The 16,712-nt window shown below is 67.3% G+C and carries 18 protein-coding genes and 1 pseudogene; 8 read left to right on the forward strand and 11 right to left on the reverse strand.

What is annotated here, in order from left to right; translation table 11 throughout:
• Nucleotides 1-151 precede the first annotated feature (151 nt).
• Both ACTWQA_RS56230 and ACTWQA_RS56235 read left to right on the forward strand, forming a co-directional pair.
• The gene (locus ACTWQA_RS56230; protein ID WP_443166992.1) at nucleotides 152-832 is read left to right on the forward strand and encodes a DUF4142 domain-containing protein; all 681 of its coding nucleotides are present in this window, start codon (nucleotides 152-154) and stop codon (nucleotides 830-832) included.
• A gap of 222 nt (nucleotides 833-1,054) precedes the next feature.
• Nucleotides 1,055-1,234 carry a hypothetical protein gene (locus ACTWQA_RS56235; protein ID WP_443166993.1) on the forward strand — a complete coding sequence of 60 codons (180 nt, stop codon included), beginning with the start codon at nucleotides 1,055-1,057 and terminating at the stop codon, nucleotides 1,232-1,234.
• A 328-nt stretch (nucleotides 1,235-1,562) separates the two neighbouring features.
• On the opposite strand, the gene ACTWQA_RS56240 is transcribed toward ACTWQA_RS56235, so the two are convergent.
• Both ACTWQA_RS56240 and ACTWQA_RS56245 read right to left on the reverse strand, forming a co-directional pair.
• Nucleotides 1,563-1,862 carry a hypothetical protein gene (locus ACTWQA_RS56240; RefSeq protein ID WP_443166994.1) on the reverse strand — a complete coding sequence of 100 codons (300 nt, stop codon included), beginning with the start codon at nucleotides 1,860-1,862 and terminating at the stop codon, nucleotides 1,563-1,565.
• Nucleotides 1,863-2,237: 375 nt separating this feature from the next.
• Complete coding sequence (locus ACTWQA_RS56245; protein WP_443166995.1) at nucleotides 2,238-2,879, reverse strand: hypothetical protein; 642 nt, start codon at nucleotides 2,877-2,879, stop codon at nucleotides 2,238-2,240.
• 167 nt (nucleotides 2,880-3,046) lie between these two features.
• Between ACTWQA_RS56245 and ACTWQA_RS56250 the strand changes: the two genes are divergently transcribed.
• The gene (locus ACTWQA_RS56250) at nucleotides 3,047-5,002 is read left to right on the forward strand and encodes a sensor histidine kinase (protein ID WP_443166996.1); all 1,956 of its coding nucleotides are present in this window, start codon (nucleotides 3,047-3,049) and stop codon (nucleotides 5,000-5,002) included.
• Here the strand turns inward: ACTWQA_RS56250 and ACTWQA_RS56255 are convergent.
• A complete protein-coding gene (locus ACTWQA_RS56255) occupies nucleotides 4,978-5,649 on the reverse strand; it encodes a response regulator (RefSeq protein ID WP_443166997.1) in 672 nt (223 codons plus the stop codon). The genes ACTWQA_RS56250 and ACTWQA_RS56255 overlap by 25 nt on opposite strands.
• 222 nt (nucleotides 5,650-5,871) lie before the next feature.
• Between ACTWQA_RS56255 and ACTWQA_RS56260 the strand changes: the two genes are divergently transcribed.
• Nucleotides 5,872-7,161: an erythromycin esterase family protein gene (locus tag ACTWQA_RS56260; RefSeq protein WP_443166998.1), complete on the forward strand. Its 1,290-nt coding sequence runs from the start codon at nucleotides 5,872-5,874 to the stop codon at nucleotides 7,159-7,161.
• A 30-nt stretch (nucleotides 7,162-7,191) separates the two neighbouring features.
• On the forward strand, nucleotides 7,192-7,470 hold the full coding sequence (locus ACTWQA_RS56265) for an HIT family protein (RefSeq protein ID WP_443166999.1): 279 nt from the start codon (nucleotides 7,192-7,194) through the stop codon (nucleotides 7,468-7,470).
• A 251-nt stretch (nucleotides 7,471-7,721) separates the two neighbouring features.
• Here ACTWQA_RS56265 and ACTWQA_RS56270 read toward each other — a convergent pair whose 3' ends face one another.
• The 4 genes from ACTWQA_RS56270 to ACTWQA_RS56285 all read right to left on the reverse strand — a co-directional run bounded on the left by ACTWQA_RS56270 (nucleotide 7,722) and on the right by ACTWQA_RS56285 (nucleotide 11,257).
• A complete protein-coding gene (locus tag ACTWQA_RS56270; RefSeq protein WP_443167000.1) occupies nucleotides 7,722-9,278 on the reverse strand; it encodes an ABC transporter permease in 1,557 nt (518 codons plus the stop codon).
• Nucleotides 9,275-10,147, reverse strand: a complete 873-nt coding sequence (locus ACTWQA_RS56275) for an ATP-binding cassette domain-containing protein (RefSeq protein ID WP_443167001.1) — start codon at nucleotides 10,145-10,147, stop codon at nucleotides 9,275-9,277. Before ACTWQA_RS56275 ends, ACTWQA_RS56270 begins: the two co-directional genes overlap by 4 nt.
• Nucleotides 10,140-10,805 carry a TetR/AcrR family transcriptional regulator gene (locus ACTWQA_RS56280; protein WP_443167002.1) on the reverse strand — a complete coding sequence of 222 codons (666 nt, stop codon included), beginning with the start codon at nucleotides 10,803-10,805 and terminating at the stop codon, nucleotides 10,140-10,142. Before ACTWQA_RS56280 ends, ACTWQA_RS56275 begins: the two co-directional genes overlap by 8 nt.
• A 101-nt stretch (nucleotides 10,806-10,906) precedes the next feature.
• Complete coding sequence (locus ACTWQA_RS56285; protein ID WP_443167003.1) at nucleotides 10,907-11,257, reverse strand: hypothetical protein; 351 nt, start codon at nucleotides 11,255-11,257, stop codon at nucleotides 10,907-10,909.
• Between the two features lie 62 nt (nucleotides 11,258-11,319).
• Here ACTWQA_RS56285 and ACTWQA_RS56290 point away from each other — a divergent pair, with 62 nt between their 5' ends.
• Nucleotides 11,320-11,445: a hypothetical protein gene (locus ACTWQA_RS56290; protein WP_443167004.1), complete on the forward strand. Its 126-nt coding sequence runs from the start codon at nucleotides 11,320-11,322 to the stop codon at nucleotides 11,443-11,445.
• A 211-nt stretch (nucleotides 11,446-11,656) separates the two neighbouring features.
• Here the strand turns inward: ACTWQA_RS56290 and ACTWQA_RS56295 are convergent, their stop codons facing one another.
• The gene (locus ACTWQA_RS56295) at nucleotides 11,657-12,202 is read right to left on the reverse strand and encodes a TetR/AcrR family transcriptional regulator (protein ID WP_443167005.1); all 546 of its coding nucleotides are present in this window, start codon (nucleotides 12,200-12,202) and stop codon (nucleotides 11,657-11,659) included.
• A 56-nt stretch (nucleotides 12,203-12,258) separates the two neighbouring features.
• Here ACTWQA_RS56295 and ACTWQA_RS56300 point away from each other — a divergent pair, with 56 nt between their 5' ends.
• Both ACTWQA_RS56300 and ACTWQA_RS56305 read left to right on the forward strand, forming a co-directional pair.
• Nucleotides 12,259-12,588, forward strand: a complete 330-nt coding sequence (locus ACTWQA_RS56300) for a PP2C family protein-serine/threonine phosphatase (protein WP_443167009.1) — start codon at nucleotides 12,259-12,261, stop codon at nucleotides 12,586-12,588.
• 414 nt (nucleotides 12,589-13,002) lie between these two features.
• Nucleotides 13,003-13,881, forward strand: coding sequence for a potassium channel family protein (locus ACTWQA_RS56305; RefSeq protein WP_443167006.1), 879 nt, complete (start codon nucleotides 13,003-13,005; stop codon nucleotides 13,879-13,881).
• Nucleotides 13,882-14,301: 420 nt separating this feature from the next.
• Here ACTWQA_RS56305 and ACTWQA_RS56310 read toward each other — a convergent pair.
• The 3 genes and pseudogenes from ACTWQA_RS56310 to ACTWQA_RS56320 all read right to left on the reverse strand — a co-directional run.
• A pseudogene (locus tag ACTWQA_RS56310) lies at nucleotides 14,302-14,523 on the reverse strand (ATP-binding protein); the annotation flags it as partial.
• A 228-nt stretch (nucleotides 14,524-14,751) separates the two neighbouring features.
• Nucleotides 14,752-15,360, reverse strand: a complete 609-nt coding sequence (locus ACTWQA_RS56315; protein WP_443167007.1) for a YHS domain-containing protein — start codon at nucleotides 15,358-15,360, stop codon at nucleotides 14,752-14,754.
• A 321-nt stretch (nucleotides 15,361-15,681) separates the two neighbouring features.
• Nucleotides 15,682-16,164, reverse strand: coding sequence for a nitroreductase family deazaflavin-dependent oxidoreductase (locus ACTWQA_RS56320; RefSeq protein ID WP_443167008.1), 483 nt, complete (start codon nucleotides 16,162-16,164; stop codon nucleotides 15,682-15,684).
• Between the last annotated feature and the right edge of the window lie 548 nt (nucleotides 16,165-16,712).

Below are 16,712 nucleotides of genomic sequence, written 5' to 3' on the forward strand. Positions count from 1 at the left end.
CTTCACTCATTCTGTGGTAATATTCCGCCGAGGGAGTACGAGGACGCCTTCTATAAGGCGCAGGGATCTACTACGTCATTCGCAAGTTCGCAGGAATCGTAGCCTCCAAGATCCCCGGGGCGGTCCAAGGCCCGAAAGGGGATGACGGCATATGCGATTCCGCCAGCGCCGTCGCGTTTTCATCGTCTGCGGCATCGCCGCACTCTCATCACTCATCGCCTGCGTGCCTTACTCTCCGGCGCCCAGCTCCGGCGCGTCCGACATCAGCACCGTGCCAGCCATCGTCGACGTGGATAAGACCGCCTCACCCTTACCGGAGGCGGAACCCGGCCTCGAGCCAGAGACCGGCACCTGGCAGACCGAGTGGGGGCCTCTGACGGAGACCGATCGCAAGCTCATCACCGGTGTCCGGCTTGCCAGCCTCTGGGAGATGCCTATGGCTCAGGATGCGGTGCAGCGGGCCAGCAACCCCAAGGTCCGTGAAATCAGCAAGGAGATCGCGCAACAACACCACACGCTCGACAAGCAGGTCCGCGACGTGGCCGCCAAGTTGAAGGTCAAGCTGCCGGTCACGCCCACCGACGAGCAGCAGGACTGGATGAGCGACATCTCCGGCAGATCCGGATCCGCCTACGACGCCACGTACGTCAAATGGCTGCGCCTGGCCCACGGCAAAGTCTTCGCCTTGATCGGCACCGTCCGAGGCAGCACACAGAACACCCTGGTCCGGCGTTTCTCCGAGCAGGCCAACGCCGCAGTGCTCAACCACCAGCGCCTCCTGGAGAGCACCGGCCTGACCACCCCCGAAAGCTTCCCCACTCCGTCCAACTGACGGTCAAAGCCACTCCTGGGAGAAGGCAGGATGGGCCAGCGGTCGGGTAGCAAGGCGCTGGCCCTGACGAGCTGACTGAGCCGCGGCGGACCGCGACGCTGCTGGCGGTCACCGCAGTCTGGCGGCCGAGGCGACAGGCACCGTGTTGGATCTGTTCGATCTACTGATGGTCACGCTGCTGATCAGCCCGGCCTGCCGCAAGTCCGCTGACGACGCCTGCAGATGCTGCCCCGGCTGGAGCGGGTCTCCAAGCTGATGGCCAAGGCGGGTCGGGTGCTGGTCGACCAACTGGACTTGGTCGCCGAGGAGGGCACGGGGCTGGATGTGGCGGCGGTGGCCGAGCGCGGGCCGTTGCGAGCAAGAAGCAGGTACGCGCCGCGCTCGAGGTGGCGGAGAAGCTGATCAGCGAGGCTTGCAATGTCGGCCTGACGCCCGTGGGGCTGATTCCCTGCCCCGCACACGCCAGCACGATCTTCGCCTGGACCGCCATCGTCGACGACTCCGCCGACATGCCGATCAGCCGAGCCCGTTCACTTCTCCGACAATCGGATCTCCACCGCAGCCGGGCCTGGAGGCGCCATGGCCATCACCATACGGATTTACATGCAAGCCTGGAAGGATTGGGTATGGCGTCGTTGGAGCGGCGGGGCTGGCGCATGACTTCGGACATCCCCCTTTCGGTCACGTCGACTTCCGGAAGGAATGTCTCTCCAATGAAGATCCGGCGCGGTTACTTGCCTGCTGCTTCGGCGTGCGCGAGAACCTCGGCGACGACAACAGTTTCCATGATTATCCCGAAGGATGCCTGGCCGGCGGCGTTGCCGCGGACATCGTCGGCGCGGCGCTCGGCTGCCTCTTTGTTGTCGAATACCAGCGTGTTGTAGTTGCGTTGGCCATCGTGGGTCCAGTACCCGGCCACGAATCCTGGTTCGGCACTGACGTTCGGCACAATGTGTTCACGCAGGTATGTCATGGCTGGGTCGTTCGCAGCTGGCTGCTTTGACCGGAGGATCGCGATGAGCGCATACATATGTCGTCATTCCTTTCCTTGGTCGGCGGGAGGTTTCACGGGGTTCGAGGAACTTCAGTGGCGATCCATAGGATGCTAAGCGCTGCGCCGACAGTTTCGGAGGCGGTGTTCGGGTACGAGTGTCGGCGCAGCGCGGTCCTGAATTGGGGTATCTGCTCTTGGTGCCCCTTGATGCGGGGAAACGAGCTCTGGGCGTTGAGTTTTAACCACGGCGGTCAGCGCAGCGCCAGTTCCCGTCGCGCCAGCGGGTGATGTCGCGGTTCTGCTCTGGGCGATCGACACTATCGAGTCGATGGCTTCGAACTGGTCAGCGTCTTGGCCGGTGGCGTCCGTGATGCCGAGTCGTGCGCGGGTCGGCCACCCGATGCTGCAGATTCACGCCGTTGCCATCACGTCCGACACGACCTGCTTGCGGCGCATGAGCGTCCAGCCAATGGGTGCCATGGCCAGAATCAGGACCACGTCGGCGATGATCGCCAGGGTGTTGATGCGTTCCGGCCGCGAGGCCACGAACAGCACTCCACCGAGGATGAGCAGTGCGGCGGACCACATCGGCACCGAGCGCGTAACCCACAGCAGGATGCCTGTGGCTACCAGTGTGGCCGGGGCGAGCAGGCCCCAGGGCAGGAAGGCGAAGATTCCCACCGTCGGCGCTTCAGGTAGCCGGCCTTCGCTGATGTCGGCTAGCAGGTCGGTGCCATACGCGCCGTAGTACATGGCCTGGACGTTGAAGGCGGTGCCGGCGGTGAAGCCGATCAGCGTCAGGGCCATGAAGATCGGGCCGATGCGGGGCAGGCGCGGCTCGAGCGTTCGATAGACGCCGGCGAACGCGACGACGAAGGCGAAAGTCGACCAGACGCCGGTGGCGCCGCCGATGACCCCGTCGTTGATGCCGTCCTCTGAGATGAACGCCAGGGTGCTGGCCAGCAGCAGAACGGGAGCGATGATGGTGGCCCATCCGTGGAGGCGGGCCGCTGTCGGGCTGAGGGCTGTTGTGTTCATGTCTTTCAGCGTCACCGTTTTGCTGTCCTGGTTGCAGGGAGCAGGCTGGCCAAGTGGAGGTGTGGCCAGCCGTACTTGGTGTGGTTCGGCTGGTTCGCTGTTGCCGCGCCGTGGCCGCACCGATACTGGTGCTCGTGAGAGGGCGTTGGCTGACCTGGGTCGCTGCTGTGGGCACGCTCGTCGTGCTGGCGGCGTTCGGTGTGATGCTGGCTCGGGGACGCCCACTCGACGAGTATTACGATCTGTTTCTGTTCCACAACGGACCGTCGGCGATCGTGCTCCTGTGGATGGGCCGGCTCGTGCTGCGCCGCCGCCCGGGCCACAACGCGGGCCGAATACTGCTGGCCATCGGTATCGTCCACGTGCTGCATGTCGCGGTCGCGATAGCCGCAGACGTCCCGCTGGTGGCCGCCGGGTTCGACCCGCCGCTGGAGCAGGCGGCCGTACTGCCTCCGTCCGCGCTGCCGCTGGCGGCAGCGGTGCCGCTATGGATCATGAACTGGCTGTGGGTGCCCGCCCCGGTACTTGCCATCCTGCTGCTCGTGGTGTTTCCCGATGGCCGGTTGCCCAGCCGTCGCTGGTGGCCGGTCCCGGCTGCCGCGTTGGCCGGGGCAGTCCTGCTGCTCGTGGGTTTCGTCGTCGACGCGTGGCCTACGGCGTCCTGGGGCATGGCGGACGTGCCGGCCGTGGTGGGGCTGTTTGTCGCCGGGGGCGGGCTGCTCGTAGCCGGGGCCACAGTGGCCTGCGTCGCGGCACTCGTCATGCGGTGGCGGCGCGCCGGCACCGAGACCCGGCAGCCGTTCCGTGTGGTCGGCGTGGCTGCGATAGTCTTCGCGATCGTCGGGGTCTCGAGCTATCCATGGCAGGCGATCTGGGTACCGGCGGTGCTGATCTCCTTCAACGGGTTGCTGGTCGCCTACGGCCTGGCGATCGCCCGCTACCGGCTGCACGATCTGGAACCGCTGCTCGGCCGGGCAGCGGTCGCCACTACCCTCACCGTACTGATCGCCGCGGTCTACCTGGCGATTGTCGTCGGGATCGGCCGATTGCTCGGCGCGGGTACCGGAAGCACGCTACTGCCGCTTGTGGCCGTTGCGGCGGTGGCCCTGCTCGTCGAACCCGTTCGCCGGCGCACGCGCAGAACGGTCGACCGTCTGCTTTACGGCCGCTACGCCGACCGTACCGAGGTGCTGTCCCGGCTGGCCGCCCACGCCAGCGCCGCCTCGGCCGGAGAGGTGCTCGAGGAGGTGACCCGGCTGCTGGTACGCAGCACGGGCGCCACCCGAGCCGAATTCCGGACCGCTGCCGATCCCGGCGGCGAGCAGCCGACGCTGCGCGCCGACGTCGAGCACCGCGGGGAGCGTTTCGGCGAGCTCTGCCTGCACGCGACCGCCCCGTCCGATCTGGTGGCTGATGCCCCCCAACTGCTGGCGGATGTCGCCCACGCCGTGGGCGTCGTGTTGCGCAACGACCAGCTCGCGGCCCAGTTGCAGGCCCAGCTGGCCGAGCTGCGCGCATCACGGCAACGGCTCGTCGAAGCTCACGACCGCGCACGCCGGACGCTGGAACGCGACATTCACGACGGTGCCCAGGTCCGGCTGATCGCGCTGCGCATGAAGGTGGGCGCCGCCGCAGCGCAGACCAGCCCGCCACTGCTCGGCGCGCTCGACGAGATCGGACAGGAGGTCGATGCCGCGATCCGCTCGCTGCGCAACCTGGCCCAGGGCATCTTTCCGCCGATCCTGGAACAGGCCGGGATCGCCGATGCGCTACGCGCCCATGTGCGGGAGCTGCCACTGCCGGTGACGGTCACCGCCACCGGCGTCGGCCGCTATCCGCGTACGGTCGAATCAGCGGTGTACTTCGCTTGCCTGGAGGCGCTCCAGAACGCCATCCGGCATAGCCGGGCGAGCGACATCACCGTCGAGCTGCTCGACGACGGGCAAGCCCTGGCGTTCGCCGTCCACGACGACGGCATCGGCTTCACGCCGAGCACGACCGCCGCCGGAACCGGCCTGGTCAACATCAGCGACCGCATCGCCGCCATCGGCGGCCGAACCGAAATCCAGTCGGCTCCCGCAGCGGGCACCCGGGTCTGCGGACGTGTCGCCCTTCAACCATCCACGGCGGACAGATAAGCGAGGACCGCCCGCACCCGCCGGTGGATCTGGCCGTCCTCTGGATGCAGATCGAGTTTGTTGAGCACCGACGTGATGTGCTTCTCCACCGCGCGCTCCGTGAGGACCAGCCGACCGGCGATCGCCGCATTGGACAACCCGGTCGCCATCAACCCCAGCACCTGCGTCTCCCGCGGGGTCAGCCGGGACAGCGGCGATCGCGCCTGCTTGGTCCGCGCCCCGACCAGTGCCTGCACCACCAGCGGATCCAGCACCGAACCACCGCCGGCCACCGCCCGGATCGCGGCGCCCAACTGCTCGACATCGCCCACCCGCTCCTTGAGCAGGTACGCCCGCCGGGACGCCGACGGCTCGAACAGCCGCAACGCCCACTCCGGCTCCACATACTGCGACAACACCACGACGCCGAGGTCAGGGTGAGTGCGCGCGAACGACTCAGCAGCCCGGACCCCCTCATCGGAGTCGCCCGGAGGCATCCGCACATCGCTCACCACGACATCGGGCGCATATTGCTGCACTGCCGCCAGCAGCTCGGGCAAGCTCGACACCGCGGCCACCAGGTCGATCTCATTCTGGCCAGACAGCAACGACCGCAGTCCTTCCCGGATGAGGTAACTGTCCTCGGCGACCACGACCTTCAACACCATGACACGCACACCTTAGCCGCGATCGGCCGACACTGGCCGGTTAGTGCCTGTTCCCGAACCGTTGATCTTGACTCCGTCGGATTCGCGTTCTGGCAAGGGATATAGGCCACCTGGATACTTCCAATGTCGTAATCAGGAACGCCGTTGCTCCTCCAGTCGTACCCTCAAGTCCCTCCTCAGGCAGGACGACCAGGGCAGGCCCACCACGAAACGCTGTCGGGCATGAACGTGAAAACGAGCCGCCGGACGAGTTTCGCCGACTGGGTCGGCGATCATGCCCTGGCCCTGGAAACCCTGGACTTCCAGCCCCCCGTGGACGACCTCGAACCGCTGCGCGACATCGTCGGCGGGGCGCGGGTGGTGGCGCTGGGCGAGAGCTCCCACCACATCCGGGAGTTCTACCAGGTACGCCACCGCATACTGCGGTTCCTGGTCGAACGGTGCGGTTTCGAGGTGTACGCCTTGGAGGCCCCGTTCACCCAGGGCCAGGTCCTGGACGGCTGGGTCCGCGGCGGCCCCGGCACCGTGGAGCAGGTCGCAGCGGACGGTATCGCCCTGTCACTCGGCCAATGCCAGGAAATGCACGAGGCGCTGACCTGGATGAGAGAGCGGAACCGCACCACAGCAGAGCCGCCGCTGCGGTGCCTGGGCACTGACCTGCCCGGGGCCGCGGCATCGCCGCTGCCCGCGCTGGAGGAGGTGGCCGACTACGTGCGCCGGGTCACCCCGGAGGTGCTTCCGCTGCTGGAACAGGCGCTCAGCGTGGCGCGGCGCTTCGACGACCCGGTGACCTTCACGGCGCTCGGCCGCTACCAGAGTCTCGACCCTGGTGAGCAGGACCTGCTCACCAGCGCGCTGAGCCGGCTGATGGGGCACCTGCAGCGCCTGGCTCTCGTCCAACGCGCCCGTGGCCACGGAGCCGAGCACGACACGGCCATGTGGCACCTGCGCGGCGCCTGGTACCTCGACCAGCTCCATCGTGCCAACGCCCAGGAGGGCTTCGAATCCGCCTCGACGTTTCGTGACGTCTACATGGCCGAGTCCGTGCTACGCCTGGTGGAGGACGGCACGCGCGTGATACTGGCGGCGCACAACTGGCACATCCAGCGCACACCGGCGGCCGACAGCCAGGGGCACCCGCTCCTGCCGACCGGCGCCCACCTCGCCGCCGCTCTGGGAGACGACTACCGGGCCATCGGCGTCACCTCCAGCCTGGGCCGCACCACCACGTTGGGGGAACCGACCCCGGAGCGGCCCCAGGGCACCTGGTACGACGCGCCGCTCCCGCCGCCCGCCGGGGGCAGCATCGAGGCGGCGTTTCCCACCGACCGGCTGTGGATGCTCGCCGATCTGCGCGCGGCCCCTCCGCACATCAACGACGCGGCGTCCTTCCAGCACTCGCGCATGGCCGACTATTTCCTGGACATGCCGGTGTTCGAGGCGTTCGACGCCATCGCGCACGTGTCGCGGACCACCGGCACCGATCACGTGGTGAAACGCGCCGAGAATTGAGGTCGTGCGCGCAACTTCCGCGCACTACTTTTGGAGCTGTTCCAGGTGGTGTCGCGCATCACTGCAGTCGCACCCGCCGTGTTCGGTGCGATCGGCACGACGATCTTCAACAGCAACAACACACCAGACCAAGTGCTGTCCCACCTTCACATGCACGTCGTGCCGCGATTCCACGCCGACAACCTTGTGATCCCCAATCCCAGCAACGAGGCGGCGCCCCGCAACCTGCGCGTCGCGGTTACGACGGGCCATGCGTGGCTGAACGCCGTGCCATCACACGGCCGGGTCAACCTACTGTTGGTTCGGTGAGCCGGGCTTCCAGGTCGATGATCATCTGAGTGAGCAGGCCGGCGTTCTCCCGCCGGACCGTCTGCGGGCCGACCAGAGACGCCGATGGGAAGTCCTCTGGATCAACATTGCCTGCGTGATTAATGGAGGGCAGATTTGGTAGGTCCAAACGTATGGCTGGAAGGTTCACTTTCGAGAAACTCGTGAGTGAGGAGATGCGGCAGGCTCGCGAGCACGACTGTAGATCGCCTCTTTCGCCCGACCGGCTAGGGTCACAGGGCCAGATCGCGGCGGCGGAGCCCGTACAGGCCCACCGTCACAAAGCCGGCCGCCACAAGGGTGAGCCCCAGCAGCGTGCCCGGTCCCGGATCGGCCAGCGTGGAGTAATGGACGTGGGCGAACGGAGAGATCATGAAGAGTGAGTCGCTCACCAGGCCGACCTCCCAGCCGACTTCCAAGGCGATGGCCAGCGCTAAGGCGGTCCACCCCACGGCCGCTCCGGCCCGCCGGAACAGCCCGAATGCCGCCACAGCGATCCCGGCCATCACCCAGATGCCGGGCAGGATGACCGTGGTGAGGGCCAAGCCACCGGCGAAGTCCCCGTTGCCGAGGCCCAACGCGAGGCCGGCGATCACCAGCACGACGACGGGTACCGTCACCGCGAACAGGAGATGGCTGACCGCCCAGCGCGCCCGGCTCACCGGGCCGGACAGGAAGAGTTCGGTGGCCTCCTCGCCGCGTAGGCGGAGCACCGTCATGATCGCGTACAGGGAGACGGAATACACCGCCAGCTCGTACACGACGAGTTCGAAGAATATCTGCGCGGGATCATCGGCTCCCGTCCGCGCGGCCCAGAAGTCCAGTGCTCCGCTCTGACCGAACGTTTTGACGGCGGTCTGCCCGCCCAGCCCGATCCCCGCGCCGATGAAGGCTGCACCCGCGATCCACGCCAGGGCCATGCCCCGGTGCATCCGCCACGCCAGCCCGAGTGGTCCGCTCAGGCCGTTCGGCGCATGGGCGGGGCCGAGCCGCGGCGGTACGAAGCCGGCGCCGATGTCCCGGCGGGCCGACAGTGCGTAAGACATCCCGATCAAGGCCGCAACGAACGCCGCCACCAGCAGGAACACCCACCATTGCTCGCCGCCGAAGGCTCGGGCGCGCAGGATCCAGCCGTTCGGCACGAGCCAGCCCAGCCATTCCATGCCCGGGCCACCCAGGTCGCTGACGCCTCGGACCAGGTAGGCCGCGAAGAACACGGTGAAGGCCACGGCTCCGGCCGTGCGGGCGCTCTGGGTCGCCTGTACGGCCACCGCGGCCAGCGCGGCGCCGACCCAGCCACCGGATGCGGCCATCACCCCCCAGGCGAGGGACCCGGCCAGGGGGAGCTCGGCGCTGACGCCGACCACGGTGATCAGCACGGCCAGGACGGCATTGGCGGTCAGCACGACGGTGAGGGCGGCGGTCAGCGGGCCATGCCGTCCTACGGCGGCTGAGCCGACAAGCTCCCGCCTGCCCTGCTCCTCGTCGGAGCGGGTGTGCTTGACCAGGAGGATGATGCTGGCCAGTGCGGCGAAGAGCGTGGTGGCGGCGCCTCGCTGCTGAGCGGCGGCCGCGCCCAGGCTGTCGCCGTACGCCGGTCCCTGCAGCAGCAGGATCACGGGGTTCTTCACGATCTCGCCTGCGTAGTGCAGGCGCGCTTCCGGAGTCGGGAGCAACTGCCGGATGGTGGCCACCACGGTCGCGACGAAGAGGGTGACCGAGAGGACCCACAGCGGCTGCCAGATGCGGTCGCGGCGCAGGATCAGCCGGATCAGCGCTGCCGTATTCATCGGTAGTGCCTCATGAACAGCTCCTCGAGGGTGGGGGGCTGGGCGGTGATGTCGTACACGCCGTACTGCACCAGCCGGGCCAACACATCGCCGATGTGGTCGGTGTCGGCCTGGAAACGCACGCGATCACCGTCGACGCTGAGGTCGTGGACATGGGGCAGGCCATTTTCCGGAACCCTGGCGAGTGCGGCCGTGACCGAGGTGCGCGTGAGATGGCGCAGTTGCGCGAGTGTTCCGGCCTCCACGATCCGCCCGTCCCGGATGATGCTCACCCGGTCGCAGAGCGACTCGACCTCGGAGAGGATGTGGCTGGAGAGCAGGACCGTACGGCCCGCGCGTCGTTCCTCGGCGATGACCTCGCGGAAGACCGCCTCCATCAGCGGGTCGAGACCCGAGGTCGGCTCGTCCAGCAGCAGCAACTCCACCTCGGAGGCGAGCGCGGCGACCAGCGCGATCTTCTGCCGGTTGCCCTTGGAATAGGTGCGGGACTTCCTGCGCGGATCCAGAGCGAAGCGCTCGATCAGCTCGTCGCGCCGCTTGGCATCGGTGCGACCGCGTAGCCGGCCGAGCAGATCGATCACCTCGCCGCCGGACAGGCTCGGCCAGAGGGTGACGTCGCCGGGGACGTACGCGAGCCGCTGGTGCAGTTCGACGGCCTCGGTCCAGGGATCGCCGCCCAGCAGCCGGACCTCTCCGCTGTCCTTGCGGAGCATGCCGAGGAGGATGCGCAGGGTCGTGGTCTTGCCGGCGCCGTTGGGGCCGAGGAAACCGTGCACCTCTCCTTCCCGCACGGTCATGTCCAGGCCGTCCAGCGCGAGGACCTGGCCGAAGTTCTTGATCAGTCCGTGGATCCGGATCACATCAGTCAAGGGGGTGCTCCTTCGTGTGGTGATCGGTGACGGCCTGGCGGACCTGGCTTCCCGGCTCCGAGGCGATCCACTGCCCCATGTGCGCGTAGACATCGAACATGGCCATGCCGAGCCGGGCGAGATTCGTCCTGTGCAGCGCGTCGATGCCGAACCGCCGGGACAGATGCTGGTGGAGCACGATCGTGCTGAGGTGCATCGCCGCCATCACGGCGGCGCGTTCGCGCACCTTCGCCTCGTCCGGGGGGAACTCATCCGGCCAGTTCTCCGTGAAGAACCGCTCGGCGGCCTCGGCGCCTTCGTCGAACATCGCCGCCGCCACGGGCGAGCCCTCGACCAGCGCCCGCGCGAGATAGCGGACGCTGAGCTCGTTCGCCTCGTACATTCCCCGGATGAACTCGGGGGTGATCTCGGCCCCATCCTGGACGTGGCCCGCAGCACCCAGCATGGTGGCGCGGACATGCGCGTCGCAGGCCTCCCGCAGGCCCTCCTTTGAGCCGAAATGGTGCTGCACCAGGCCGACCGAGACCCCGGCGGCATCGGCGACGGCCTTCATCGTCGCCCCCTTGAAGCCGCGCTCGGCGAACTCCACCAAGGCCGCGTCCCGGATCCGCGCACGGGCGGTCAGGTCCTCGGGCGGCCTATCGTAGGCTGAACGCATAACCCGGATACTATATGACGATATGGTATCCAACAACTTCATATTGCCTGCTTCATGGTTCCCTGCGTGGCCCGTTAGCACCCGCTGCACCGGTTAGGGGCTTACGGCAGCATGAACAGGTACAGAGCCGTGTGAAGTGCTGTGGTCCAACCGCCTCCACAATGCGCACGTGGCCCTATCCGGCCCCGTAACGAAACACCCGCGCCCAGCTCGAACTCGCTGATCAGCTGCTTGGTCACCTTGCTGTCGGCCCAGCCTTGATTCGATGCACGGTTGGCGATCAGCGTTTCCATCAGCGTGTCGGCGATCTCCCGCTTCCGTTCGTGAACCAGCGCCGCCAACGGCAGGACCGCAAGCTCGCGTAGGGGGTGCGCATGTGCGAGGGCGCCTCCACTGCCGCCCGAGATCGCCAGGCTTGGCGGGAAGTACGCGCGCTCCGCCCGTCCGACCACGAGGTCTACCCCGACCCGAACCGCCTCTTGGCGATCTGGCTTCCAGTCTTCTCAGGAGCGTCATGAAACTGTTCGTTCTTGGTCGCACCCACCACGTCGGTCGCGGCCATAAGCGGCGCGTCGGCTCTCAGGCGTTAATCGCGGACCGCACCGACTCCAAGACGGTCCGGGCCACGCTGGCCAGCTAGGGCCCTGGGCGCCGCGGCCTCCCTGGCCGAGCCGTACGGGTTGACGTTCTTCCCGCTGGACGACGGCCCGAACAGCTCATGGACGACCCCGCGACCCCCGAGGCGATGGAGACCAACTACCGGGGGTTACGTGGCAAGAAGACCGCGCTCACCGTGAACAAGCGCACCAAGCCGCTGATGGCCAAAGTGTTCGCCGACATGGCCGCCGCGGTCAAGGTTCTTGAGACGGTTGGTACAGCCCGACCTGGCGGTAGGCGGACTTGAGATAGCACAGAATCCCGGCCGCGTCCGGCGGGTCCGGCTGGAGCACGCGGTAGGTCACGGCCGCGGCCATCATGTCGATCAACACGTCCAGATCGGCGTCCGCTGCCACCGTGCCGTCCTTTTGCGCGCGCCGCAACATCGCGGCGGCCAGCTCGCGGCGCGGCAGGATGTAGTGCTTCCAGTAAACGGCCATCAGCTTCGGATGGCTGACTGCCGAGCCCATGACGTGGGCGACCAGCGCGCGGAAGGCCGGGCGGGCGACCATCTCCGCCGCTGCGGGGAGGGCACCTTCGATGATCTCCTGCGGGGACAGGGCCTCGACTTGGGCGGGGGAGGGGGTCAGCTCGGCGGCGACCGCCTCCTCGATGGCCTGGGCGATCAAGTCTTCCTTGGTGCTCCAGCGGCGGTAGACCGTGAGCTTGCCCACCCCTGCCCGCTTGGCGACCTGCTCCATGCTGGTGCCCTCGACGCCGCGCTCGAGGAACAGCTCCAACCCCTGCCGACGGCAGGCTGACGCTGCTCAACTACGGCCACCCGCCACCGTTGCTCGTGCCCTTCGACCGGGACGCGGTCTTCGCCGAGCCGGAGGACAACGCCCCACCGCTCGGCCTGCCCGGGCTGGAGGTGGAGGGGCCGCGGCCTTACCAGGTACCCTTCCGGCCCGGCGACCAGATCCTGCTCTACACCGACGGAGTAATCGAGGCACGCGACCGTGAGAATGCCTTCTATCCGCTCCTGGAGCGCTCGTTCCTGCTAGAGGGCGACGATCCGGAGGCGGCGCTGGAGAAGCTACGCCTCGACCTGATGGCGCACGTTGACGGGCCATTGCACGACGATGCCGCCATGCTCCTGCTGCGCTGCAACGAGCCCTCTTCCTGACGGCCAGGCGTTCCCACCCTCTCGATCAGCAACACCACCCGTTACCGTGAAAGGGCCGACGATTCGCTCACCCGGATCGGTGACAAGCCTGGTCCGGGCCGCGCTGCCCCTCGTCGTCATCGATCTCGCGGACGCGCACTCGTTCTGCCACCCGGATAACCCCGCGACACCGCGCCGTCCGGGCCGGCATCCGAACAGCGCATCATGTCACCACAGGGCAAACGTTCTCTGATGCAGGCTCGTTCGCTCATCGTTGCAGCCTGACTGCAGCTTCGATACGGCGAGTCTGCGTTCACCAACGGTGCCTGCAGCCTAGGCTCCAAGCGCGGCCCGGCTCGGGCGGCAGATCACCCCGGGCCTTGGCCGCACGGTTCGCCCCGCCGCTCCACAGGACAGTCACTGCGGGAGAGATGAATGGAGTGGTTGGTCTCGCTGCTCGGAGCCGCGCTCATCATGGCCGCCCTACGAGACCTGTTCCACACGCTCTGGCACCCCACCCGCCACGGAGGCCTGAGCCGACTCGTCATGGCGGCGCTGTGGAAACTGGCCCGGCATCTCCGAGCGCGCAAGCGTGTGGTAGGGCTCGTCGGTCCGCTCGCCATGGTGACGGTGGTCGGCGTGTGGGCCGCCACCATCATCCTGGGCTGGGCCATCGTCTACTGGCCCCACATGCCGGAGGCGTTCGCCTTCGCACCCGGTTCTGGACTGTCGCAGGAGCCGGAACTACTCGACTCCATCTACCTGTCGCTCGTCATGGTCGCCACCCTCGGGCTCGGGGACATCGTGCCCGCCGAAGGCTGGCTCCGCGTGGCCTCGCCCCTCGAAGCTCTCATCGGCTTCGTCCTTCTGACGGCCACCGTCTCCTGGGTGCTGGAGATCTATCCGACGCTGACCCGCCGACGGGTGCTCGCGATCCGTTTGGCGCTACTGCACCGCTCGGACCCGTCCGTGCAGCAGCTCGACTGCGCTGCAGGTGCGTCATTGCTGGAAAGCCTGGCCACCGAGGTGGTACGTGTCCGTATCGACTTCACCCAGTACGCCGAGGCCTACTACTTCCATGACGGTGAGGACCACTCGTCCCTGGCGGCCACGATCGGCTATGCCGCTCACCTCGCCCAGCGCGGGCAGACAGCCCGACGGGCAGATGCGCGTCTGATGGCCGCCCTGCTCGCTGGTGCGTTGGAAGACCTCGCCACCATCCTTGACCAGCGTTTCCTCCACACGGATGGAACACCAGCGGAGGTATTTGCCGCGTACGCAGCCGACCACGGTCGCGCCCTCACCGGGGCCTGAGCGCCCTGCCCGTCCATTCGTCTTGCCTTCGGCGCCCCGCGAGGTAGTCAAGAGGGCGAACGTTGCCTGATGCGGCACTTAGTCGGTGGTCAGAGGGGCCGCACCGGAAGAATCCAAGGGAGGGCATGTGCGTCAGCCAGGAAGCCGGCTCCGAACGGTCGGCCCTAGTGTGCCGACCACCAGCAGAATCAGTGCCATCGCCGCTGTTTAGTGGCGGCGGTCGGCAGGTAGCTCCAAGCGTTGGCGACGAATCTGCTCATCCAGCGGCGCGATGTGATCTGGGCGTGGGGCAAGAACAAACCCGGACCCGTGCGCGTGTCCCTCTTCGAGCGTTGTGCTCTTTCCGTCGAACCGCGGTCGCATGCCTGACCGACGTCGCTGCTCCGCAGCCACACCTTTGCGCTCAGCTTCACGGATGACCTACTGCGTCTTCGTCCTATGTGGGCCGCCGTTTCGGTCATGAGAGCCGTGCATCGCGTGCACCAGTGAGGCGATCGGCATCGTGAGGATCATGGTGAGGCCTCCTCCGTGTGTTTCGTCAGGCGTGAGGGTGCCGCCCATGGCTTCGGCCAGCCCGCGGGACAGCGCCAGGCCGAGGCCGACCCCGGTGTGGGTGTCGCGGTAGCCGAGCCGTTGGAAGGGCGCCAAGCACGCCAGCTTGCAGTCGGCTCATGTCGAACAGGTTCTCCACCAGCCGGACCAGCTTAATCAGAGCGGTACCGACGACATGTCAGCGAGGCGCGCGGCGATCCGTGTGGTGTGCCCTGTGCCGCAACTTGGCGGGTTCGTGGAGCCCGTGGTAGTCGGCCCAACGCTGGCCTTCCTGACCGTTCCACAAGGTCTGCTACCTCGCATGAGCCATGGGCGCCGTCAGGATGCCTTCGCGTCGTGCGCGTGCTTGGCAAAGTGCCCGCGGCAGTGAGCGCAGCAGAAGCCGTACGTCTGCCCGTCGCGTTCCAGGAGGACGGCATCCTCGATCGGCACGACTGCTCCGCAGACCGGATCAACGACCATGCCCTCCGGCGCCGCCGCCACCTGACCTGTCTTGGCCTCTTCGATCAGCCGGAGCATGTCCGGCGACCGGTGAGCGCGTCCCCATATGCCGTAGCTCCCCTCCGGAACACTGATCACGTTCACCAGGGCGCGCGGCTCGGGATTGCCTTCCGCATCCGCCAGCTCCGCGGTGATCTTCGCGATCAGGTGTTCGCTCATCTCCTTCCCCCACATTCCGACGATCACATTCACCACGTAGCAGGGGCCTTGGGATGGATCCCACAGGTTCCCGCCCGAGACCCAGGTCTCCTCTTCCCGCACCACCACGTGGGTGAGCGAGTCGAACAGCTCGATCACACCGGGATCCGCGGCCGCCTCACCGTGCGCGTCCGACAGCAGCCGCTGCGCCGTCAGCCGCCCGGCAAGGTTTCGGCGTTCCTGCTCGTCGAAGACGCCCTTGGGAAGCAAGAGCTCAATGAACAGCATGCGACCACGGTCCTTTCCGAGAGGGATCGGTCGTAGAGATGCTCACCCATGACGTTCCCGGCGTCGTCGGCTGGCGGAAGACTCTCCTCGCTACCCCACCGGGTGTAGTGGCCGGGAATCTACAACCCGCGCAGTAGTCATGCACGACGCCTCTCTCACAGACCCGTACGGACTCAACGGGCGCAGAAGCACCAGCCCCTCTCCCCACCATGATCCCTCACCAGGGCAAGGGCCACCGGCGAAGCCGTGTTCTCCTCGGGCGACCCGACCGATGGCCCCATGCCGAAAGCCGACTGGCCGGCGCATAAGAGCTCGCGAGCCTCAGCTGAGAGTGGTACGTGGCGTGAATCGCACGAAAGGGATACGTCTGCCAACCTCACGGTAGTCATCCACACTGCCGTCGACGGCAAAGCCCATGAGTTTGCACAGCTCGCGGGCCGCAACCGGGTGGCGCGGCGCATACCTGGCCATGATCTCGGCACCCTCGTCGGCCTCGATCGGCGTGGCGACAGCCTGACGTACCTGGCCGCCGATCTGGATGGTGACCTCTGGCGTGGCCATGACGTTGCGGTACCAGTCAGCGCGTGGCCCGAACCCGGAGGCTACGACGTAGCTGCTCTTGTCGTTCTGGACGATCTCGACGACGGCCTGACGTGGCCGGCCCGACACACGTCCGGTGTGGGTCAGCAGCATGATCCGGCGTCCCACCAACGGCCCGAGCTTCATGCGGAAAAGCTGGATGGGAAGGCGCCACAGCGCGCGGCGTAGCCCGGTCGGCGGAGCGGGTTTCTTGACGATCTTCATGGTTCAGTCCTTTCCCAGGGACGGCGGTTCGCAGGGAGAATGCTTTCCGCACCGAATTGCCTGCGCAGCGCGTACGCAAATCCCTCACACATGATCAGCCGGTTCGCCAGGCCCTGCCAGCTCAGCCCCGCGTGGGCGCCCGAGCACCAGCGATCTGCGTACACCGGGGCGTTGCGCTGCCGCCCGCTCGTCCGGAGCGCCCAGAAGCTCGGCTACCACGGGGTTGAGGGTGAGATCCGTGGCGCGTCGAAGATCGCCGCGGGTAGCCCGGACAGGCCGCTGAAGTGGCAATGGATAGGGCCGGGGTTGGTGTATCAAGCGGCGACTCCCTCCGGGGAGCATGCGGGCACGCTCGAGCACTGCCGGCCCTGCGCCTGGAAGGCCGAACAGCCTTCAGGCGCTGAACGCCGTGCTGCGGGCTCTGAGAGGGCGTTACGCGAGGCGAAGTCCATGATGTCGCAGTGTGATCGGATGGATTTGTAGCGTTACCGCCCGTCGGCGGGCTGCCCTGTGCTGGGATAGCCGGGTGAGCGAGCGCAAGCCGTACC

The organism is Nonomuraea sp. 10N515B (assembly GCF_052245915.1).
Taxonomy (GTDB): domain Bacteria; phylum Actinomycetota; class Actinomycetes; order Streptosporangiales; family Streptosporangiaceae; genus Nonomuraea.